General features: G+C 72.0%; 16 protein-coding genes and 1 pseudogene. 10 read left to right on the plus strand and 7 right to left on the minus strand.

Annotation, left to right across the window (positions count from 1 at the left end; translation table 11 throughout):
* Positions 1-212 precede the first annotated feature (212 nt).
* The 3 genes from ACIOGX_RS09980 to ACIOGX_RS09990 all read left to right on the plus strand — a co-directional run bounded on the left by ACIOGX_RS09980 (position 213) and on the right by ACIOGX_RS09990 (position 2,516).
* Entirely contained in the window at positions 213-1,157 is a 945-nt protein-coding gene (locus tag ACIOGX_RS09980) for a PAC2 family protein (protein WP_129769528.1), read from the plus strand.
* 297 nt (positions 1,158-1,454) lie between these two features.
* Positions 1,455-2,060 carry a dephospho-CoA kinase gene (gene coaE / locus ACIOGX_RS09985; protein WP_401911771.1) on the plus strand — a complete coding sequence of 202 codons (606 nt, stop codon included), beginning with the start codon at positions 1,455-1,457 and terminating at the stop codon, positions 2,058-2,060.
* A gap of 78 nt (positions 2,061-2,138) precedes the next feature.
* On the plus strand, positions 2,139-2,516 hold the full coding sequence (locus ACIOGX_RS09990; RefSeq protein WP_129769532.1) for a tetratricopeptide repeat protein: 378 nt from the start codon (positions 2,139-2,141) through the stop codon (positions 2,514-2,516).
* Between the two features lie 262 nt (positions 2,517-2,778).
* On the opposite strand, the pseudogene ACIOGX_RS09995 reads toward ACIOGX_RS09990, so the two are convergent.
* Together ACIOGX_RS09995 and ACIOGX_RS10000 are read right to left on the minus strand one after the other, a co-directional pair.
* A pseudogene (locus tag ACIOGX_RS09995) lies at positions 2,779-3,024 on the minus strand (DUF6343 family protein); the annotation flags it as partial.
* Between the two features lie 98 nt (positions 3,025-3,122).
* Positions 3,123-3,464: a hypothetical protein gene (locus tag ACIOGX_RS10000; protein WP_356507422.1), complete on the minus strand. Its 342-nt coding sequence runs from the start codon at positions 3,462-3,464 to the stop codon at positions 3,123-3,125.
* A 343-nt stretch (positions 3,465-3,807) separates the two neighbouring features.
* Between ACIOGX_RS10000 and ACIOGX_RS10005 the strand changes: the two genes are divergently transcribed.
* From ACIOGX_RS10005 to ACIOGX_RS10015, 3 genes are all read left to right on the plus strand, one after another.
* The gene (locus tag ACIOGX_RS10005; protein ID WP_401911774.1) at positions 3,808-4,884 is read left to right on the plus strand and encodes a slipin family protein; all 1,077 of its coding nucleotides are present in this window, start codon (positions 3,808-3,810) and stop codon (positions 4,882-4,884) included.
* A 255-nt stretch (positions 4,885-5,139) separates the two neighbouring features.
* Positions 5,140-8,235 carry a DEAD/DEAH box helicase gene (locus tag ACIOGX_RS10010; protein WP_401912059.1) on the plus strand — a complete coding sequence of 1,032 codons (3,096 nt, stop codon included), beginning with the start codon at positions 5,140-5,142 and terminating at the stop codon, positions 8,233-8,235.
* The gene (locus tag ACIOGX_RS10015) at positions 8,232-9,485 is read left to right on the plus strand and encodes an SWIM zinc finger family protein (RefSeq protein ID WP_401911776.1); all 1,254 of its coding nucleotides are present in this window, start codon (positions 8,232-8,234) and stop codon (positions 9,483-9,485) included. The genes ACIOGX_RS10010 and ACIOGX_RS10015 overlap by 4 nt, the downstream gene beginning before the upstream one ends.
* Positions 9,486-9,767: 282 nt before the next feature.
* Here the strand turns inward: ACIOGX_RS10015 and ACIOGX_RS10020 are convergent, their stop codons facing one another.
* Positions 9,768-10,901 (minus strand): S1 family peptidase, encoded by a 1,134-nt coding sequence (locus tag ACIOGX_RS10020; protein WP_401912062.1) that lies wholly within the window; start codon positions 10,899-10,901, stop codon positions 9,768-9,770.
* 247 nt (positions 10,902-11,148) lie between these two features.
* On the opposite strand from ACIOGX_RS10020, the gene ACIOGX_RS10025 reads away from it, so the two are divergent.
* On the plus strand, positions 11,149-12,420 hold the full coding sequence (locus ACIOGX_RS10025) for a cytochrome P450 (RefSeq protein ID WP_401911779.1): 1,272 nt from the start codon (positions 11,149-11,151) through the stop codon (positions 12,418-12,420).
* A gap of 39 nt (positions 12,421-12,459) precedes the next feature.
* On the opposite strand, the gene ACIOGX_RS10030 is transcribed toward ACIOGX_RS10025, so the two are convergent.
* Entirely contained in the window at positions 12,460-13,671 is a 1,212-nt protein-coding gene (locus ACIOGX_RS10030; RefSeq protein WP_401763302.1) for a pyridoxal phosphate-dependent aminotransferase, read from the minus strand.
* A 68-nt stretch (positions 13,672-13,739) separates the two neighbouring features.
* Here ACIOGX_RS10030 and ACIOGX_RS10035 point away from each other — a divergent pair, with 68 nt between their 5' ends.
* The 3 genes from ACIOGX_RS10035 (at position 13,740) to ACIOGX_RS10045 (ending at position 18,044) form a co-directional block, all read left to right on the plus strand.
* Complete coding sequence (locus ACIOGX_RS10035; RefSeq protein ID WP_383973935.1) at positions 13,740-14,429, plus strand: winged helix-turn-helix transcriptional regulator; 690 nt, start codon at positions 13,740-13,742, stop codon at positions 14,427-14,429.
* A gap of 255 nt (positions 14,430-14,684) precedes the next feature.
* Positions 14,685-17,303, plus strand: a complete 2,619-nt coding sequence (locus ACIOGX_RS10040) for a SpoIIE family protein phosphatase (protein WP_401911784.1) — start codon at positions 14,685-14,687, stop codon at positions 17,301-17,303.
* A 102-nt stretch (positions 17,304-17,405) separates the two neighbouring features.
* The gene (locus tag ACIOGX_RS10045; protein WP_401911787.1) at positions 17,406-18,044 is read left to right on the plus strand and encodes a uridine kinase; all 639 of its coding nucleotides are present in this window, start codon (positions 17,406-17,408) and stop codon (positions 18,042-18,044) included.
* Positions 18,045-18,316: 272 nt separating this feature from the next.
* On the opposite strand, the gene ACIOGX_RS10050 is transcribed toward ACIOGX_RS10045, so the two are convergent.
* The 3 genes from ACIOGX_RS10050 to fdhA all read right to left on the minus strand — a co-directional run bounded on the left by ACIOGX_RS10050 (position 18,317) and on the right by fdhA (position 21,630).
* On the minus strand, positions 18,317-19,216 hold the full coding sequence (locus ACIOGX_RS10050) for a carbohydrate kinase family protein (protein ID WP_401911789.1): 900 nt from the start codon (positions 19,214-19,216) through the stop codon (positions 18,317-18,319).
* Complete coding sequence (locus ACIOGX_RS10055; protein ID WP_356507443.1) at positions 19,213-20,151, minus strand: pseudouridine-5'-phosphate glycosidase; 939 nt, start codon at positions 20,149-20,151, stop codon at positions 19,213-19,215. Before ACIOGX_RS10055 ends, ACIOGX_RS10050 begins: the two co-directional genes overlap by 4 nt.
* Before the next feature lie 249 nt (positions 20,152-20,400).
* Positions 20,401-21,630 (minus strand): formaldehyde dehydrogenase, glutathione-independent, encoded by a 1,230-nt coding sequence (fdhA, locus tag ACIOGX_RS10060; protein WP_129769555.1) that lies wholly within the window; start codon positions 21,628-21,630, stop codon positions 20,401-20,403.
* Positions 21,631-21,761 lie beyond the last annotated feature (131 nt).

Below are 21,761 nucleotides of genomic sequence, written 5' to 3' on the forward strand. Positions count from 1 at the left end.
TCGTGTTCGTGAACGCGCCCATTGCTCCGTGACGGTAGGGACGCGTCCTGGGCATGTCAAGGTCTGGACCAATACCGGCACGGCCGACACCTGATCTCGCCCGCCCTCGCGTGCTGTTCGGTGGCGCTCGCGGGGTTAGTCCCACGTGGCGCGGGGAATGCCCGCGCCCTGTGGGGCGTTCTTCGTTACGAACACGAGGAGGAGCGGTAATCGTGCTTGATCCGCAGGGTTTGTACGAATGGGAGCCCAAGGGCCTCGCCGTCGTCGACATGGCACTGGCGCAGGAGTCGGCGGGCTTGGTCATGCTGTACCACTTCGACGGCTACATCGACGCGGGGGAGACCGGCGACCAGATCGTCGAGAACCTGCTGGAATCGCTGCCCCACCAGGTGGTGGCCCGATTCGATCACGACAGGCTGGTCGACTACCGCGCACGGCGCCCGCTGCTGACCTTCCGGCGCGACCGCTGGGCCGACTACGAGACGCCGACACTCGACGTACGGCTCGTACAGGACGCCACCGGTGCGCCGTTCCTGCTGCTGTCCGGCCCTGAGCCGGATGTGGAATGGGAGCGCTTCGCGACGGCCGTACGGCAGATCGTGGAGCGGCTGGGGGTACGCCTTTCGGTCAACTTCCACGGCATCCCGATGGGAGTTCCCCACACCCGCCCCGTGGGTGTGACCCCGCACGGCAACCGCACCGACCTCATGCCCGGCCACCGCAGCCCCTTCGACGAGGCGCAGGTACCGGGCAGCGCCGAGTCGTTGGTCGAGTACCGGCTGATGCAGGCGGACCACGATGTGCTCGGGGTCGCCGCGCACGTACCGCACTATGTCGCCCGATCGTCGTACCCCGACGCGGCGCTGACCGCTCTGGAGGCGATCACGGCCGCGACCGGCCTGGTGCTGCCGAGCGTCGCGCACTCGCTCCGTACGGAGGCGCAGCGCACCCAGACCGAGATCGAGCGTCAACTGGGCGAGGGAGACGAGGAACTGGTCACGATGGTGCAGGGGCTTGAGCACCAGTACGACGCGATCGCGGGCGCGGAGAGCCGCGGCAATCTGGTCGCCGAGCCGGCGGAACTGCCGTCAGCCGATGAGATCGGCCGCGAGTTCGAGAAGTTCCTCGCGGAGCGGGAAGGCGAGGGCGGCGCGTAACCGGGACCCGGCCGGATGCTCGGCCGGCCGGAGTCGGGGGCACGGCGGCCGTACGGAACTCCCTCGGGAGCCGTACGGCCGCTCGCTGTTGACGTTGCTCCGGCCCTGTCGCCGCTCCGGCGCTGTCCCGGCGCTGTCCCGGCGCGTCCTATCCGGGTCCGTCCCGCTGTTCGGGCGCGCCCGCCCAGGCCCGCCCGGCGTACAGGGGCGACCCGCGTACAGGGGCGTCCAGGCCCGCCCGGCGTTACAGGCCCGACCCGTTGTCCGGGTCTGCCTCGGCCCGTCTAGGCTGACCGCATGCTGAGGTTGGGACTCACGGGCGGAATCGGTTCGGGCAAGAGCGAGGTCTCGCGTCTGCTGACCAGTTACGGAGCGGTGCTGATCGACTCCGACCGGATAGCCCGTGAGGTGGTGGAGCCGGGGACGCCCGGTCTGGCGGCCGTGGTGGCCGAATTCGGGCCGGGGGTACTGACTCCGGACGGCGCTCTCGACCGGCCGAAACTGGGCGCGATCGTCTTCGGCGATCCGGACCGGCTGCGGGCACTGAACGCGATCGTGCACCCGTTGGTCCGTGCACGCTCGGCCGAACTGGAGACGGCGGCGGGACCGGACTCGATCGTGGTGCACGATGTGCCGCTGCTCGTCGAGAACGGCATGGAGGCGCTGTACGACCTGGTGGTCGTCGTGGACGCCTCGCCCGAGACCCAGCTCGACCGGCTCGTACGGCTGCGCGGGATGGCCGAATCCGAGGCCCGTAAGCGGATGGAGGCCCAGGCCGGCCGCGAGCGCCGCCGCGCCGCAGCGGATGTCGTGATCGACAACGACGGTCCGCTGGAGGAGCTGGAACCGCAGGTCAGGCGGGTATGGCAGGCATTGGAGGACCGCGCCGCGGCCGGGCGCTGACGGCCGGCGCGGGCGGATGTGAGGAATAGCGTCGTCATACGCGGCGTTGAACGCGCGCAGCTAGGGAAGGATGCGACCGTGTCCGAGAGTCCGGAAACCCACGTCATCGACTACCGCGCGGCTGAGCAACTCCTGGCCGCGCGGGATCCGCGCGGGGCCGTGAAGCTGCTCGATTCGGTGATCGCGGCGCATCCGGAGAACACCGCGGCCCGGCTGCTGCGCGCCCGCGCGTTCTTCGCCGCCGCCCAATTGCGGCCCGCCGAGCTGGAATTCGAGCTGGTGCTGGAGCGGGAGCCCGACAACGCGTTCGCCCATTTCGCGCTGGCCCGCACCTATGAGCGCTCAGGCAGGCCCGAGCAGGCGAAACGCCACTTCAGGCTGGCGGCGGCGCTGGATCCCAAGCCGGAGTACGTGAAGGCGGCCCAGTTCGACGCGGACCCGCGCGCGGGCGACTGACCGACCGTACGGACCGGCCAACCCGTATACGGCATGTGCGGCGTGTACGGCGTGTGCGGCGGTCAACCGTACGGAGCCGGTCGACCCGTACACGGCCCGGCCGCTTATGCGGGGCCGGTCATGGGTGATGTCCGTGCACGCTGCGATGCCGGATACGGCCACCGCGCTGCGCCGGGTCCGGCTCGCGCATCCACTCGCGGACACGGCTGCCGAGATCATGGTCGAGACTCCGCTCGCGGTCCGGATCCGAGCCATGGGTCCCCGGTTCGTACGGCGGGACGTCCCTCCCGGGCTGATAGCGCGACCCCTGCCGGCGGTGCCGCACGACCAGGACCAGATCCGTGGCGACGATCAGCATCAGCACGCCGCAGGCGAGTGCCCACCCGAAGTGCCCGGTGATCGCGAACGCCGCCGTACCGAACGCGGTCCAGATCAGACCCCATACGCTCAGCCAGAACCGCATGCGCAGCGGACTGCGTGCGGTGACCGGCTCATTTCCGGTGCGCATGACTCCTGCACCTCCCTTGTCCCCCTAGTCCCCCCTACCCGGGTTTGTGGCTTTTGACCCGCTGTGGGGGAGGGGTGGCGGGCGGAATCCGCGCCGGGTCAGTGCACGATGGTGTAGCTGCGCCACGGCCCTTCGCCGGGGGCGATCACATCGGACAGCGTGGTGGCGATATACGTCGTGCCCTTGCCCGTGCAGTCGGGCGTCCCGTACATCACGAAGTCGACCAGGGTGCGGTTCGTGAGCGCGACGGCACCGCCGGGAGCGAGTCGGTGGCAGCCCGTGACCAGGGGGTTGGAGACCTGGACGTGCCGACCGCGTGGGGTGTCGTACGCGACGGTCCCCACCGCGTTCCGGCCGAGGCCGGAGCAGCCCGCGACGGTGACGGTCAGGAACGCGGCCCCGGCAGCGATGCCGAGGCGCCGGTGATGGGTCACGGACATGAGCGGGTCCTCGTCTCTGCGGAGTACTCGGCCACGGGTGCCGGTGCCGGTGGCGGTGCCGGTCCGGTGCCGATGGCGAGGCGGTGGGGGTGGGGGTGAGGGGGCCAGCGCCGGTGTGGGGGTGGGTGCCGGTGTGGCTGGCGGTGCGGGTGAGTCTGCTGGTCACACTGCCGGATCCCTGAGATGGCGGCACCAGATGCGCGGCCGGCCGGGCTATGGCCGGGCTGTGCGCGCCCATGTCTACGGCTCGGTAATTTCCCCGCCGCGCGCTTCTCGACCGCCGGTCATACAAGGCATACCGTAGTTATTAGCACCTCGGTCCGGCGTCGTCAGGGGGCCCAAGATGGTCGAGGAACTGGTCATTGCTGTCATAGCGGCGGTATGCGCGTGCGGGCTGTACGCGATGGCGGCCGCGCGGGTCGTCAGGCAGTACGAACGGGGCGTGGTCTTCCGCCTCGGCAGGCTGCAGGAAGGAATCCGCGGACCCGGATTCACGACGATCCTTCCGTTCGTGGACAAGCTGCACAAAGTCAATATGCAGATCGTGACGATGCCCGTACCGGCCCAGGACGGCATCACACGGGACAACGTGACCGTGCGCGTGGACGCCGTGATCTATTTCAAGGTGGTCGACGCGGCGGAGGCGCTGGTCCGGGTCGAGGACTACCGCTTCGCGGTGTCGCAGATGGCGCAGACGTCTCTGCGGTCGATCATCGGCAAGAGTGATCTGGACGATCTGCTCTCCAACCGGGAGAAGCTCAACCAGGGCCTGGAGCTGATGATCGACAGCCCGGCGATCGGCTGGGGCGTGCAGATCGACCGCGTCGAGATCAAGGACGTGTCTCTGCCGGAGACCATGAAGCGGTCGATGGCGCGCCAGGCGGAGGCCGACCGGGAACGCCGCGCCCGGGTGATCAACGCGGACGCGGAGCTCCAGGCGTCGAAGAAGCTCGCCGAGGCGGCCAAGGAGATGTCCGGCCAGCCGGCCGCGCTTCAGCTGCGGCTGTTGCAGACGGTCGTGGCGGTCGCCGCCGAGAAGAACTCGACACTCGTGCTGCCCTTCCCCGTCGAACTGCTCCGCTTCCTCGAACGCGCCACACCGGCCGAGGCGGTACAGGCCGTGCAGGCGGTCTCGGGAGCCGTGCAGGCGGCCCCGTCGCCTCCTGCCGACCAGCCCGCTGTCGCCGCCACCACCGGCCCCACCGGTGCGGCCACCACGGCTGACGCCCCTGACGCCCCTGACGCCACCGAGCCCGGCGCACCCGAGCCCGGCGCACCCGAGCCCGGCGCACCCGGTCTCGCGGCGCCCGGCCTCACCACTACGCGGCCCAAGGTGTCGTCCGTACCCCCGTCCGTACCCGCGTCGGCGCCGCCGTTGGACGAGGAGTCGCAGAAGCGGCAGGACGCGCAGCCGGTCTGAGCCCGTTCCTCGCCGACCGTTCCCCGTGTGCCCCTTGCGTCCGCACGCGGAAACGGGACGATCCCACGGTCGCGGCACCGTGGGATCGCCCCGTTTCCGCTGTCTGCCCTCAGCCCTCGGAGCCCCCGCTGAACTGCGGAGACGTCGAATCGAGATCGACTGTCAGACCCCCGGCCTAGACTCGCAGAGGAATCAGATCCTGAGGTGATCCCGGGCGGGAGGGAGGCGGTGACCATGACGCAATCCGTGCGATCCATGCAGAACCCCACGTCTCTGTCGGCCCCTGCCGCGACGGCGGCACTGGCCCGCTGCGCCGCCGTCTTCCTGCCCGCGGGACTGCCGCGTGAGGGGCGGGTCGCCTTCTGGTCCCCGGAGGGGGAGCTGCCCGCCGGTGCGCTCGGCGAAGCCCGTACGGCATCGGGTGCGTCGGGTGATCCGGGCGCGACCGGGCTCGGACCGGGGGAGCTGACGGTCGTACGGCGCCGGGACGACGGCGGGTACGGCGGCGGGGATGGTGACGCCGGCGGCGAGGGCGGGGTCGATGTCCACACGCGCTCCGTCCCCGCCGTGCTGTTGTCCGTCGCCGACGCCATCCCGCTCCTGGTGCGCGCCCGGCGCGACAGGGCCGCGCATCCCGCCGCCGCGTGCTGGGGCGCCGCCGCGCTGCACGCGCTCCAGCTGGCCGGGCGCGGCAGACTGCTGCCCGGTCTCACCGCCTCCGACCATGACGCCTGGCGCGCCGGGCCGCTCGACGCCGATGACATCGCGCAGCTGAGAGCGATCGCCGCGGCCATGCCCCCCGAGGCCCATGCCGTACCGGTCCCGGATCTGAGCCCGCTCCAACTGCCCGACCCGGAAGCGCTGGTACGGGCGTTCCTCGACGCGGTGGCGGACTCGCTGCCGCGTACGCCCGCCGCCGCTTACGCCGCGGGCGCGCCGTTCGCCGCCCAGGAGGCGCAGCATCTGCCGGGCGCCCGTACCTGGGCCGCGGAGGCGGCGGCCGGTATGGACGCGGGGGTACGGGTCTCGCTGCGCCTCGATCTCTCCGCGTACGACCTCTTCGATCAGGCGGAGACGGGCCCGGCCGAAGGCACGGACCCGGCCTCGGGCACGGCCCTGGCCTCGGTTCCGGAGACGGATTCCGGCCGGGCGGAACATGCCCCCGGTATCGGCCCGGACGTCGGGCGCGGCGCCGAGGAGGCCCAGGTCGTCCGACGTGCCGGGGCCGCTCTCGTCCAGATCCACAGCCTGGCCGATCCGACCCTGGTCATCGATGCCTCAGGGCTCTGGGCCGGCCATGGCGACGAGAGCTTCGGCCCGCGCGCCCGGATCGACGCGATGCTCGCCCTGCGCCGCGCGGCCCGCGTCTGGATCCCGCTCGCCCGGCTGCTGGAGCGGGACGTCCCCGACGCACTGCCACTCTCCGAGGACGAGTTGTACGAACTGCTCGGCCCCGGGGCGGCCCGTCTCGCCGCGGCGGGGGTCGCCGTCCACTGGCCGAGGGAGCTGGCGCGTACGCTCACCGCCGCCGCGGTCGTCCGGCCCGCGCCCGGCTCGGCCACCGACGGCACCCCGTTCTTCGACAGCGCCGAACTGCTCACGTTCAACTGGCAGGTGGCGCTCGACGGCGATCCCCTCAGTGAGCAGGAGATGGACGCGCTCGCCGAGTCGCACCGCCCGATCGTGCGGCTGCGCGACCAGTGGGTCGTCGTCGACCCGGCCCTCGTACGGAAGGCGCGCAAGCGGGAGCTGGGGCTGCTGGAGCCGGTCGACGCGCTCGCCGTCGCCCTGACCGGCACCGCCGAGGTGGACGGCGAGACGGTGGAAGCGGTCCCGACCGGTGCGCTGGCCGCGCTGCGCGACCGTCTCACCACCGGCCCGGCCGCGATCGCCCAGCCACCCGCCCTCGCGGCCACCCTGCGCGACTACCAACTGCGCGGTCTCGCCTGGCTGGATCTGATGACCTCGCTCGGGCTCGGCGGCTGTCTCGCGGACGACATGGGCCTCGGCAAGACGGTCACGGTCATCGCCCTGCATCTGCACCGGGCCCGTACCGCCCCCACCCTGGTCGTCTGCCCCGCCTCCCTCCTGGGCAACTGGCAGCGAGAGATCACCCGCTTCGCGCCCGGCGTCCCCGTACACCGCTTCCACGGCGCCGGGCGGAGCCTGGCCGGACTCCCGGAGGACGGGACCCCGGGCGGCTTCGTGCTCACCACGTACGGCACGATGCGCAGCAGCGCCGACGCGCTGGCCGCGCACGGCTGGGGCATGGTCGTCGCCGACGAGGCCCAGCACGTCAAGAACCCCTTCTCGTCCACGGCCAAGGCGCTGCGCACGATCCCGGCGCCGGCCAGGGTCGCGCTGACCGGCACGCCCGTCGAGAACAACCTCTCCGAGCTGTGGGCGCTGCTCGACTGGACCACCCCCGGTCTGCTCGGCCCGCTCAAGGCGTTCCGGGCGCGGCACGCGCGGATCGTGGAGAACGTCGAGAACGCGAAGAGCGCCGACATCAAGGACGTGGACAACGCGGAGGCGGTGGAGCGGCTGTCCCGGCTGGTCCGGCCGTTCCTGCTGCGCAGGAAGAAGTCCGACCCCGGTATCGTGCCCGAGCTGCCGCCCAAGACCGAGAGCGATCACCCCGTCGCGCTCACCCGTGAACAGGCATCGCTCTACGAGGCCGTCGTCCGCGAGACGATGGCCGCCGTCGAGGCGGCCGAGGGCATCGCGCGCCGCGGCCTCGTGATGAAGCTGCTCACCGCTCTCAAACAGATCTGCAACCACCCCGCGCAGTATCTGAAGGAGGACGCGGCCCGGCTCACCGGCCGTTCCGGCAAGCTCGCCCTTCTCGACGAGCTGCTCGACACGATCCTCGCGGAGGACGGCTCGGTCCTGCTCTTCACCCAGTACGTGTCGATGGCGCGGCTGCTCTCCGCGCATCTCGCCGCGCGCGCCCTCCCGTCCCAGCTCCTGCACGGCGGCACGCCCGTCGCCGAGCGCGAACGCATGGTGGACCGGTTCCAGTCCGGCGAGGTCCCGGTCTTCGTCCTCTCCCTGAAAGCGGCGGGCACCGGTCTCAATCTGACCAGGGCCGGCCATGTCATCCACTTCGACCGCTGGTGGAACCCGGCCGTGGAGGAGCAGGCCACGGACCGCGCCTACCGCATCGGCCAGACCCAGCCCGTGCAGGTCCACCGGCTGATCGCGGAGGGCACGGTCGAGGACAGGATCGCCGACATGCTCTCGTCCAAGCGGGCACTGGCCGACGCGGTCCTCGGCTCGGGCGAGGCGGCCCTGACCGAGCTGACCGACCGTGACCTCGCGGACCTGGTCTCCCTGCGGAGGCTGTCATGACCCCCCGCCGCGCCCCCGCCCCACGGCACGACGACCGTCGGCGTACGTTCCCCGCACTGCCCCCGCGACCCGCCGCCGAGGGCGACTTCGCCCTCACCTGGTGGGGCAACGCGTGGTTGGCGTCCATGGAGGACACCGCTCTCGACGCGGCCCGCCTCGAACGCGGCCGTGCCTACGCGGACCGCGGCCATGTCGACGCGATCACGGTCACGCCCGGCCGGGTCATGGCGTACGTCCACGGTTCGCGACCCCGCCCGTACCGTACGGAGATCCGCCTCCGTACTCTCGACGACCCCGGCTGGGAGGATCTTCTCGACGCCGCGGCGGCCCGCCCGGACCACATCGCCGCCCTGCTCGACAAGGACATGCCGCACACCCTCGCGGCCTCGGCCGATCTCCTCCCCACCGGGCGCGATCTGACCCCCGACTGCTCCTGCCCGGACGACGGTTACCCGTGCAAGCACGCCGCCGCCCTCTGCTACCAGACGGCGCGGCTCCTCGACGAGGACCCGTTCGTGCTGTTCCTGATGCGCGGTCGCGGTGAACACGAGGTGCTGGCCGATCTCACCCGGCGCAACGCCACCCGCTCGGCGGCCGAACGGACCACCGCCGCGCCGCCCATGCCCACGGTCGAGGCGCGTGTCGCCCTCGCGCCACGTACCCGCCCGGTGCTTCCGCCGCCGTTCCCCGTCCCCGCGCAGCCGGGCCGGCCGCCCGTCTATCCGCAGACCCCCGGGGCCCCCGACCCGCTCGCTCTCGACCTGCTCGCCACCGAAGCGGCGGCCCGCGCCCATACGTTCCTGACCACCGGCCTCGACCCCGTCGGCGCCCTCACGCCCTGGCAGGACGCGGTACGGCTGGCCGCCGCCCACCCCGGCTCCGGGCTGACCGCCTCCACCCGTGCCCTCTACCGGGACCTGGCCACCGCACTCGACCGCACCCCCACCGACCTGGCGCGCGCCGTGGCGGCCTGGCGGCAGGGCGGTCTGGCGGGCCTCGCCGTACTGGAAGAGCCCTGGGACCCGCCGGCCGGACCCTTCGACCGTGCCCGGCCCGCCCTGGCAGCCGCCGATTTCCCCCACTTCCGCCCCTGGCGCAACCGCCTCTCCACCCCGTCCCTCCAGCTCCGCTTCGGCCGCGACGCCCTCTGGTACGGCTATGAGTCGGACCGGGACCGTGAGGACTGGTGGCCCAGAGGCACCCCCGACACCGACCCGGTGGGCGCACTGACGGCTCTCCTCGGCCGGTGACGCGGGGCAGTGCGGCGAGAGGCGCGGCGGTGATGGGGAGGGGGCGCCGGAGCTCGGTCCGAGGGAACGGCCGAAGCCGGGAGTACGGGACGACCGCGCCGGACCGCTGCGCGCTCTCCGTACCCCCGGCCTCGTCAACCGCTCCACCGGCCCGCCCCGAAGGGCTGACCTCCCCGCAGGGCTGATCTTCCCGCAGGGCTGACTCCCCGGAGGGTCGGTCTTCCCGCGAGGCAGACGGCGTCGTAGATCAGACGGCGTCTCAGGTTCAGACGGTGTCGTAGGTCAGGCGGTGTGAAGGGTCAGGCCGTAGCGGCCCAGGATTTCATTGATCGGCTGGTACCAGGTCTCGCCGCCGCCGCTGCAGTTGCCCCAGCCGCCCGAGGTCACGCCCTGGGCCTGGTCGCCGCTGATGAAGGAGCCGCCCGAGTCACCGCCCTCGGCGCAGACGCTGGTCTTGGTCATCTGGTGGACGGCGCCCTGGCTGTAGTTGACGGTCTCGTTCTTGGCCAGGAGGTTGCCGCAGCGCCAGTGAGTCGTGGAGCCGGAGCGGCAGATCGAGGCGCCGATCGGGGCCTCGTTGGAGCCGCGGACCAGCTGGTCGGAGACGGAGCCCCAGCCGAGAACCACCGGGGCGGTCCACCAGCCGCTGCCGACATTCACCCACGCGTAGTCGTTGTCGGGGAAGGACGAGCCCTGGAAGTTGCCGATGTACGAGCCGTCCCAGCCGCTCACCGAGGCGCCGGCCTGACCGCAGTGGCCGGCCGTGACGAAGCCGCCGTGGACGGAGAAGCCGATGGAACAGCGGACGTTGCCCGTGTAGTACGGGTCGCCGCCGACGGTGCCCGCGGCGAAGGTCTGGGGAGCCTGGGCGGTCTCCTTGACCGTGACGGGGCCGGCCTGCCGGGCGCGGTCGAGGAAGTCACGGACATCGTTGTCGCTCTTCTGCGCCGCGACGACATTGACCACGACCCGGTTGGCCTTGGGGTCGACATGCCAGCTGCTGACACCGGCCGGCGCGGAGAGCGCGTCGATCCGCTCCTTGGCCGCGTCGAGCTGCCGCGCGCTGTGCTTGACGAGCTGGACGGTCGCGCCGGTCGCCCGTACCGCGTCGGCCTTCTGGGCGCTGGTGACCGTGACGGTCAGCGTGCCGCTGTCCGGGTTGAACCAGGAGCCGCCGTACGACGCTCCCGCCGCACGCTTCGCCTTGCTCTCGACAGCCGTCGCTGTCTTCTCCGCGGCCAGCCGCGCCTTGGCCTGACTCTCCGTCAGGCCCAGGTCCTTCTGCATGGCGGTGAGCAGACCGGTGGACGCCGGTGCCTCGGAGGAGGCGGGGGAGGGGGCCGCGGCGGCGGGCGCGAGCCCGGCGGCGGCCCACGTGCCGAGGAGAAGGAGTGCGGACAGACCGGTGCGTATCACTGTCGTACGTCTCAAGGGATGTGGCCCTTCTGTGTTCCAGCATGGTGGGGGTGGAACAGCAGGCGACTGAGAGCGCTCTCAGGCGGTGCCAGCCGGAGCGTAGCCGAGGATTCTGAACAGGTCCATGCCAAGGCGGAGGCTCTGGTGAACCCGCCGGTCAGCGCCTCGGCCATCTCCGTACGGGCGTGCCGTCCCCGTCCGCCCGCCGTCAACAGCCGCCGCCCGTCCGGCTGTTTAGGATGGGATCATGGCCCTCACGGAATCCGCCGGAACGTCACCGCAGTCGCTCTACGATCCGACGGGCGAGCTGCTGGCGGATCCGTACGAGGTGTACGCGCGGCTGCGTGAGACCGCGCCCGTCCAGCGGATCGTCGGGCCCGACGGACGGCCCGCCTGGCTCGTCACGCGCTACGAGGACGTACGGAAATCGCTCGCCGATCCCCGGCTCTCCCTCGACAAGAGCCGTGCGCTGCCCGGCGGTTACCGGGGCTTCGGGCTGCCGCCCGCCCTCGACGCCAATCTCCTCAACATGGATCCGCCGGACCACACCCGTATCCGGCGCTTCGTCGCGCGGGCGTTCACCACGCGGCGCGTCGAGGAGCTGCGAGGGCCGGTCAGGCGCACCGCCGACGAACTGCTCGACGCCCTCGAATCCGGCGGTCGCACCGATCTGGTCGCCTCGTACGCCGCGCCGCTGCCCATCGTCGTCATCTGCGAACTGCTGGGTGTGCCAGCGCGCGACCGGCGTGACTTCCGGGAGTGGACGGACGCCCTGATGGCCCCCGATCCCGCGCGGCCCGAGCGGGTGAAGGAGGCGATCGCCGCCATGCTCGCCTTCTTCACCGAACTGCTCGCCCACAAGCGGGCCGAGCCCGGGGACGATCTCCTCTCGGCGCTGATCGCGGTGCGCGACGAGGGTGAGGAGGCCGGCGGCGGGACGCTATGTGACGCGGGAGCACCCCGTGGGGACGGCGGTGACCGGCTCAGCGAGGACGAGCTGATGTCGCTGGCCTTCCTCATCCTCTTCGCCGGGTACGAGAACACCGTCCAGCTCATCGGCAACTCCGTCCTCGCCCTGCTCCGGCACCCCGGGCAGTTGGCGGCCCTGCGCGCCGAGCCCGGCAGGACGGCAGCGGCGGTCGGGGAGTTCGCACGGTACGAGGGGCCCGCGCTGCTGGCGATCCGGCGGTTCGCGGTCGAGGATCTGACGATCGGCGGCGTGACGGTGCCGGCGGGGGAGACCGTCATGCTGTCCCTCGCCGCCGCCAATCGCGACCCGCACCGCTTCACCGACCCCGACCGGCTCGACCTCGACCGCGATACCGCCGGGCAAGTGGCCCTCGGGTACGGCATCCACTACTGCCTCGGCGCGCCGCTCGCCCGGCTGGAGACGGAGATCGCGCTCAACGCGCTGCTGGAGCGGTTCCCGCGACTGGAGCTGGACGTTCCGTACGAGGAGCTGCGGTGGCGCCCCTCGACCCGTGCCCGGGGCCTGATCGCGCTGCCTGTACGGCTCTGAGCCGCCCGGGGGCGGAGCCGCCCCCGGGGCGCGGGCGCATCATTGGCGGTAGCCGCTCAGGAAGCGGCCGATCCGGCTGATGGCCGCGTCGAGATCGTCCGCGTACGGAAGCGTCAGGATCCGGAAGTGGTCGGGACGCGGCCAGTTGAACCCCGTTCCCTGTACGACCTGGATCTTCTCCCGCAGCAGCAGATCCAGCACGAACCTCTCGTCGTCGTGGATCTTGTGCACCTTGGGGTCCAGCCGGGGGAAGGCGTACAGGGCGCCCTTCGGCTTCACGCACGAGACCCCGGGGATCTCGTTGAGCTTCTCCCAGGCGCGGTCGCGCTGCTCGTACAGCCTGCCTCCCGGCGCGGTCAGCTCCTTGATGGACTGCCGGCCGCCGAGCGCGGCCTGGATGGCGTACTGCGCGGGCGCGTTGGGGCAGAGCCGCATCGAGGCGAGCATCGTCAGGCCCTCGAGGTAGCTGCGGGCGTGCTGCTTGGGGCCGGTGACCACCAGCCAGCCGGAGCGGAAGCCCGCCACGCGGTACGTCTTCGAGAGGCCGCTGAAGGTGAGGACCACCAGATCGGGGGCGAGGGCCGCGGCGGTGTGGTGCACCGCGTCGTCGTAGACGATCTGGTCGTAGATCTCGTCCGCGAACACCATGAGCTGATGACGGCGGGCGAGATCGAGGATGCCCTCGACGATCTCGCGCGGATAGACCGCGCCGGTGGGGTTGTTGGGGTTGATGATCACGACGGCCTTCGTACGGTCGGTGATCTTCGACGCCATGTCGTCCAGGTCCGGGTACCACTCCGCGGACTCGTCGCAGAGATAGTGCACGGGACGGCCGCCCGCCAGCGTCGTGACAGCGGTCCAGAGCGGGAAGTCGGGGGCCGGGATCAGGACTTCGTCGCCGTCCTCCAGAAGCGCCTGGACGGCCATCGAGACCAGCTCGGAGACGCCATTGCCGAGGAAGATGTCATCGACCGTGACCTCGGGCAGCCCCATGGTCTGGTAGCGCTGCGCCACGGCGCGGCGCGCGGAGAGGACACCCCGCGAGTCCGTGTAGCCGTGTGCCCGCGGCAGCATCCGGATCATGTCCTGGAGGACCTCCTCCGGCGCCTCGAACCCGAAGAGCGCGGGATTGCCGGTGTTGAGGCGCAGGACGCTGTGGCCCGCCTCCTCCAGGGCGTCGGCGTGCTCGATCACCGGGCCGCGGATCTCGTAGCAGACCTCGCTGAGCTTGCTCGACTGCCGGAATTCCATGCGGTGGCCTCCCAGACCTTGGTGCGATACTTGGTTTTACCAAGTCCGAGCTTGGAAAGTCCAACAACATGTCTAGAATCCGTCACATGTCACGTCGCCGAAGCTACGACCAGTACTGCGCCACCGCCCGTGCCCTCGACTCCGTGGGCGACCGCTGGACCCTGCTGATCGTCCGGGAGCTGCTGGCGGGCCCCCGCCGGTACACCGATCTGCACGCCGATCTGCCGGGTGTCAGCACGGATGTGCTCGCCTCCCGGCTCAAGGACATGGAGCGCGATGATCTGGCCCTGCGCCGCAAGCTGCCGCCCCCGGCCGCGGCGTACGTGTACGAGCTGACCGAGCGGGGGCGGGGGCTGCTGCCGGTTCTCACGGCTCTGGCGGAGTGGGGCGCGCCGGCGCTGGAGGAGCGCAGGCCCACCGATGCCGTACGGGCGCACTGGTTCGCCGTGCCGCTGCTTCCGGTGCTGGACGGGCTGTCGGGCCCGGCGGGCCCGGCGGGCTCGGGTGTGGGTGGCGGGACGGGGGAGGGTGTGGTGGAAGTCCGGCTGGACGAAGGGGCGTTCCATGTACGGCTCGGCGCGGGCGACCCGGTGTACGGCGACGGGCCGGCGGAGAGCCCGGATGCCCGCCTCGTGCTCGACGCCGACACCTGCCGCGCGTTGAGCGGGGGCGCGCTGACGGTGGGCGACGGGGTGCGCGACGGGCGGATCGAGGTTTCGGGCGACGGGCCGCTGGCCAAGGTGCTGCGAGGGGAATGAGCGGGGGGGGCAAGCGGGAGCAAGGGGAATGAGGAGGGGGCAAGGGGGAGTGTGGGGCACGGGGGCCGCTGCTCTCGGCGGTGACGTTCCGTTGGCGCATCGCCGACGTTCCGTTGAGATATCGCCCGAGGTGACAGAAATAGCCGTATTCGTCACTGATGTCATACTTGGAGGCGTCAGTAGCCACTGGAGGCCCGCCGGGGGCCGGGAGCTGTTCCCCGGCGGTTGGGGGCAGGCAGGGTGAGATGAGCGACGATGAGGCGACCGGACTCCGCGCGGGAAGACCAGCCCGTCCGGTCGAACGATCCCCACGAGGCCGATCCCCACGACGAGCGGGTCGATCCGTTTGACGAGGCGGCCACGGCCAGGGTGGTCATCGACGAGCGGGGCACCGTGACGGAGTGGAGCGAGGGTGCCCGCAGGCTGCTCGGTCACCGGCCGTCGGAGATCATCGGACGGTCGGCCGCCGGACTCCTCGCGGAGGGGGCGAGGGCGCGGTCCCGCACCGGCACGCTCGATCCGGCGGAGCTGAATCCGGCGGAGCTGGATCCGACGGCGCTGGATCCGACGGCGCTGGACCCGGCCGCCCTGCCGGACAGATGGAGCGGGACGGTGACGCTGCTGCACCGGAACGGCGAGCGTCTGGACGTACGGCTGCTGGCGCACCGCCGGACGACGGACGACGGCGCCACCGAGTGGTTTCTCGTCTCCCCGCTGACGGGGACGGTCCCGCACGCCGAGGATCGGCACTCCGAGGTCCCGGGCTCCGAAGAACCGGGCTCCGAAGAACCGGACTTCGAGGATCCGTACCTGCTCGAATTGGTCTTCATGCAGTCGCCCTGTCCGACGGCCGTCTACGACACCCGGCTGCGGCTGCGGCATGTGAGCGAGGACATGGAAAGGCTGCTGGGCCTCACCGAGGACGACGTACGCGGGCTGCGGCTGCCCGAGGCCATGCCCGCCCCGGAGATCGACAACACCGAGCGGCACATGCTGCGGGCGCTGGAGACGGGCGAACCACAACGCCTCGAATTCTCGCTGCGCCTGCCGGGCCGCGACCAGGAGTTCGCCTGGTCGGTCTCCATCGCCCCGCTGCGGGACGGCGACGGCCGGACCCGCGGGGTCGTCGTGGCGGTCCACGACATGACCAAGCAGAACCGGGCCCAGCAGCGGCTGCTTCTGGTGAACGAGGCCAGTACCCGCATCGGCAGCGCCCTCGACGTCGTGAGCACCGCACAGGAACTGGCCGATGTCGCGGTCCCCGCGCTCGCCGACTTCGTCACGGTCGATCTGCTCCCCGAGGTCAGCAGAGGCGGCGGCGAGGCCCCCGCGGGACCGCTGCCCGGCGGGGTCAGGCTGCGGCGCGCCGCCCACCAGTCCATCTATGAGGGCGTCCCGGAAGCCGTGGTCGAGTTCGGGGACACCTCCTTCTACCCCGACAGCTCACCCGCCGCGGAGTCGCTGTTCACCCAGCGGGGCGTCATGAGCAAGGTGACGGACGCCTCCATGGCCCGCTGGGACGCCAGTGACCCGCGGCGCGCCGCCAAGATGCGCGCGTTCGGGTTCCACTCACAGATGGCCGTCCCACTGCGTGCGCGCGGCGCCATCCTCGGAGTGGCCACCTTCTCGCGTCACCGGAGCCCGGCCCCCTTCGAGCTGGACGATCTGCTGCTCGCCGAGGAGATCACGGCGCGGGCGGCCGTCTGTATCGACAACGCCCGCCGCTACACGCGCGAACGCGACACGGCGCTCGCCCTCCAGCGCAGCCTGCTGCCGCGCGCGCTGCCCGACCACGCGGCGGTCGAGTTCGCCTTCCGCTACCTCCCCGCGGACACGGGGGCCGGGGTCGGCGGCGACTGGTTCGATGTGATCCCGCTGTCCAGCTCGCGGGTCGCCCTGGTCGTGGGTGACGTGGTCGGCCATGGCGTCCAGGCGTCGGCCACGATGGGCCGGCTGCGTACGGCCGTACGCACCCTCGCCGATGTCGATCTGCCGCCCGACGAACTGCTGACCCACCTCGACGACCTCGTCAACCATCTGGCCGCGGAAGCGGCGAGCGGACAGAACCCGGGTGCGGCGGCCGACGCCGCCGGGGACGTCGGCGCCACCTGCCTCTACGCGGTCTACGACCCGGTGTCCCGCCGCTGCTCCGTCGCGCGCGCCGGACATCCGCAGCCCGCGATGGTCACCCCGGACGGCACCGTCGACTTCCTCGACCTGCCCGCGGGGCCCCCGCTCGGCCTGGGCAATCTGCCCTTCGAATCCGTCGACGTGGAGCTGCGGGAGGGCAGCGTGCTCGCGCTGTTCACCAACGGCCTCGTCGAATCGCGCGAGCGTGGCATCGACGAATCGTTCGCCGCGCTGCGCACCGCCCTCGCGCAGCCCGCCGCGCCGCTGGAGGACACCTGCGACAACGTACTGAAGACGCTGCTCCCCAGCCGCCCCGCCGATGACGTCGCCCTGCTCCTCGCCCGTACCCGTGCTCTCGACGCGAGCCAGGTCGCGACGTGGGAGCTGGACGGCGAACCCGCCGGGGTGGCCCAGGCGCGCAGGGACGTCGCGGGACAACTGGCCGCCTGGGGGCTGGAAGAGGCCGTCTTCACCACGGAACTGGTGGTCAGCGAACTGGTCACCAACGCCATCCGATACGCCGAGGGCCCCATCCAGCTGCGCCTCATCCATGACCGCAGCCTCATCTGTGAGGTCTCGGACGGAAGCAACACCGCCCCGCATCTGCGCCGGGCCCGGGTGTTCGACGAGGGGGGCCGTGGCCTCCTGCTCGTCGCTCAGCTCACACAGAGCTGGGGCACTCGCCAGGGCACCGGCGGCAAGACCATCTGGGCCGAGCAGTCTCTTCCCGTGACCGGGATCTGAGACCTGCTGACCGGCGGGGCCCGCTGCTGACTGGGCGGGGGCCGGTGGGGGCCGGTGGGGCCGACGCGCCATGAGCGAGCGGTGCTGGACGATGATGGGCGGGTGCGACTCGAAGCGATCACGTGGGAGCGGCTGACCGAGGCCGTCGCCGACCGGGTGCTGGAGACCGCGGCGGCGGACGGCGGTCCCTGGCTCCGCGTCGCCATCGACGGAGCACCGGCCGCCGGGACCGGCGAGCGGGCCGCCGCGCTCGCGGAGGCGCTGCGGGTACGAGGCCGGTCGGTACTGGTCGTCGGGACCGCCGGGTTCCTGCGGCCGGCGTCGCTGCGGTACGAGTACGGGCGCGAGGACCCCGAGTCGTACTACAGCGGCTGGTTCGACACCGGGGCGCTGTGGCGGGAGGTCTTCGGGCCGCTGGAGCCCGGCGGTACCGGGCGGGTGCTGCCCGACCTCTGGGACCCGGCCACCGACCGGGCGACCCGCAGCCCGCACAGCGAACTCGCGCCCGGTGGTGTGCTGGTGCTGCACGGACCGCTGCTGCTGGGGCACTGGTTCCCGTTCGACCTCACGATGCATCTGAGGCTGTCACCGGCCGCGCTCCGGCGCCGTACCGACGAGAGCGAACGCTGGACGCTCCCCGCTTTCGAGCGGTACGAGCGGGAGGTGGACCCGGCCGAGGAGGCGGATGTGGTCGTACGGACCGACGATCCGCGCCATCCGGCGTGGGGCGGCCTCGGATAGCGGACTCGGCCGCGGACAACGGCTTCGGAGGGCGCGGACAACGACCTCGGACCCGGCCTTGGACCCGGCCTCGGCCGCGGACAACGGCCTCGGACCCGGCCTTGGACTGCGGCCTCGGACCCGGCCTCGAACAGCGGCCGACGGCTCGGCCGGCGTGGGCTTCGGCGGCCCCCCCCGGGCCCACGCCGGTGTGGGCTTCGGCGGACCCCCGGGCCCCGGCACGCGGAAGACCCCCGAGGCAGGGGGCAGGGCGTCGGCGGAGCCGTCCCGTGTCAGGGGCGGCCCCCCACCGTCGCCACCGCTCGCGCCCCCGCCCCGCAGCCCGCCGCCGCGGCCGCCGCCGGGTCCGCCCCCGCGAGCCGGGCGGCGAGGAACGCGCCCGTGAAGGCATCGCCCGCACCCGTGGAGTCCACGGCACGTGCCGGGACCGGCGGGACCCGGGCCGTGACGGCCCCCGCCTCCGCCACCAGCGCGCCGTCCCCGCCCAGGGTCACCACCGCCACCCCGGCCCGCCGGCTCAGCGCGGCGGCCGCGTCCGACACGCTCGTCAGCCCGGTGAGGAGCCTGGCCTCGTCCGCGTTCGGGAGCAGCGTCTCCACGCCCTCGGCCGACGCCAGAAACCGGTCCGCGCCCAGTTCCTTGATGAAGCCCGCCGAGGCGGGGTCCACACTCACCGGAACGCCCCGCTCCACCGCCGATTGCATTGCCGCCGAGGCGAGTTGACGGCTCGTCCCGGCGAAGAAGAGATAGCCGGATAGATGCAGCCGGCCGACCCCGTCCAGCAGGGACGGCGACCAGTCGGCGGGAGACAGCCGCAGCGCCGCGCCGCTGTCGGTGAGCAGCGTGCGTTCGGCGGACGCGTCGACCAGACAGATCACCGTCGCGGTCGGCACCCGGTCGTCGACGACGAGACGGGGACGTACTCCCGCCTGCCGCAGCCGCTCCTCGTGCCACTCCCGTGCCTCCGCCCCCACCCGGGCCAGGAGCCGTACGTCCGCGCACCCGGACCGCGCGGCCCAGCAGGCCGCGTTGGCCCCGGCGCCGCCCGGCAGCGTACGGATCTCGGCGGCCGTGTCCGTACCGTGCGCGAGCGGGGTGCGGTGGCGCGCCACCACATCGGTGACCACGTCCCCGATCACCAGCAGCCCACCGCCCGGGGCGCCGCCGCTCATCCGTCCGCCGCGGTCCGTGCCGCCGTGGCCCGTGCCACCGCGATGCGCGACGCGAGCCACACATTGCCGCGCACCGCCGCGAGATTGGCCTCCAGCGAGGCGCCGCCCGTCCGCCGCATCAGCTGGTCCAGCAGGAACGGGGTGACGGCCTGGCCGCCGATACCCCGCTCATGACACTCCGTCAGCGCCTCCGCGAGCACCCGGTCGTGCAGCGTCGGATCCAGCTGCTCCGCCTCCGGTACGGGGTTGGCGACGATGAGTGCCGCCTCCGGCCCGCCGAGCGCGTCCTGGGCGTCCATCACCGCCGCGACCTCGTCGGGGGTACGGACCGTCCAGTCGACCGGTTCACCGGACGAGGCCAGATAGAAGCCGGGGAACCGGTCGGTCCCGTAGCCGAGGACGCCGACGCCCAGTGTCTCCAGCCGCTGGAGCGTCGCCGGTACGTCGAGGATCGATTTGACGCCCGCGCACACCACGGTGATCCGGGTCCTGGCCAGCAGCCGCAGATCGGCCGACTCGTCCTGGGTGTCGGTCCAGCCGCGGTGGACCCCGCCGAGCCCGCCCGTCGCGAAGACCCGGATCCCGGCCCGCGCGGCCAGGAACGCCGTGGCGGACACGGTCGTCGCACCGCTCGCGCCCGCCGCGAGCGCGGGCGCGAGATCGCGATGGCCCAGCTTCCGTACGGAGTCGTCCTGGGCGACCCGTTCCAACTGGTCCTTGGACAGGCCCACCTGGGGCCGGCCGTCCAGCACGGCGACCGTGGCGGGTACGGCGCCGCTGGACCGTACGAGCGCCTCCAACTCCTCCGCGACCGCGAGATTGCGCGGGCGCGGCAGTCCGTGCGCGATGATCGTCGACTCCAGGGCGACCACGGGACGGTGCGCGGCGAGCGCCTCCCGTACCTCCGGGGAGAGCTGCGAAGTGATGTCTGGCATGTCCCCATCCATGGCACATCCCGCGCGGACGCAAACGTCGACGCGCGGAGGAACGCGAGGAGGAACGGGCGGGGAACGCGAAGAGGAACGGGCGGCGAACGCGAGGAGGAACGGGCGGGGAACCTCCGCGCACTCCTCCGCTCGTCGGCGGGGAGCGTCAGCGCGCCCGGCTCGATGCCGGGGCGCGGTCGGCCCCGAGCCCCGTGGAGGGCGCGGTGCCGACCGCGCCCTCCACCGCTCGGGAATCGCTCAGGCGGCCACCACTCCGTTCAGCGCGCCATGCGGATTGAGCACGTACTTCCGGCTCGCGCCGTGGTCGAACTCGTCGTAGCCGCGCGGGGCGTCCTCGAGCGAGATCACCGTGGCGTTGACGGCCTTCGCGATGTGGACCTTGCCGTGCAGGATCGCCATCGCCAGGCCCCGGTGATACTTCATCACCGGGCACTGTCCCGTGCTGAACGTGTGGCTCTTCGCCCAGCCCAGGCCCAGCCTGACCTTCAGCGTGCCGCTCTTGGCGTCGTCGTCGATACCGCCCGGGTCGTCCGTGACGTACAGCCCCGGGATACCGAGCGCGCCGCCCGCCCTGACCACACCCATGAGGGAGTTGAGGACGGTCGCGGGAGCCTCCTTGGAGTCCTTGCCGTGCGCGCGTGCCTCGAAGCCGACCGCGTCGACCGCGCAGTCCACCTCGGGCTCGCCGAGGATCTGGGCTATCTGGTCCTCGACCGACCCCTTGGTGAGGTCGACGGTCTCGCAGCCGAAACTGCGCGCCTGCGCGAGCCGTTCGGCGTTGAGGTCGCCGACGATGACGACCGCGGCGCCGAGCAGCTGGGCCGAGGCCGCGGCGGCCAGACCGACGGGTCCCGCGCCCGCGACGTACACCGTGGAGCCGACGCCCGTGCCGGCCGTCACCGCGCCGTGGTAGCCGGTGGGGAAGATGTCCGACAGCATCGTCAGATCGAGCAGCTTCTCCAGCGCCGCGTCACGGTCGGGGAAGCGCAGCAGGTTGAAGTCGGCGTACGGCACCATCACGTACTCCGCCTGTCCGCCGACCCAGCCGCCCATGTCGACGTAGCCGTACGCCGCGCCGGGACGGGCGGGATTGACGTTCAGACAGATACCGGTCTGGCGCTCCTTGCAGTTCCGGCAGCGGCCGCAGGCGATGTTGAACGGCACCGACACGACGTCGCCGACGTTGATGAACTCGACATCGGGGCCGCGCTCGATGACCTCACCGGTGATCTCGTGGCCGAGCACCAAGCCTTCGGGTGCCGTGGTCCGGCCGCGCACCATGTGCTGATCGCTGCCGCATATGTTGGTCGCGAGTACCTTGAGGATGACCCCGTGGCGGCATTTCCTGCCTACGTTCGCGGGGGCCACACCCGGCCCGTCCTGTAGTTCGAGCGTCGGGTAGTCGGTGGTCCTCACATCCACCTCACCCGGCTTGATGTATGCGACTGCCTTGTTTCCTCCGCTCATCCTGACTCGCCGTCCCTTCGGCTCTCCTCGTCCAGCGGATGGCTCGGCCTGTGCGTGTGATCCGGCCTGTGTGATGGAGACGGCTGCCGCTCGGGCGGTCCGGCAGAGGTGCGTGCCAGTACGGGACGTAC

Source organism: Streptomyces sp. NPDC088147 (assembly GCF_044741565.1).
Lineage (GTDB): Bacteria > Actinomycetota > Actinomycetes > Streptomycetales > Streptomycetaceae > Streptomyces.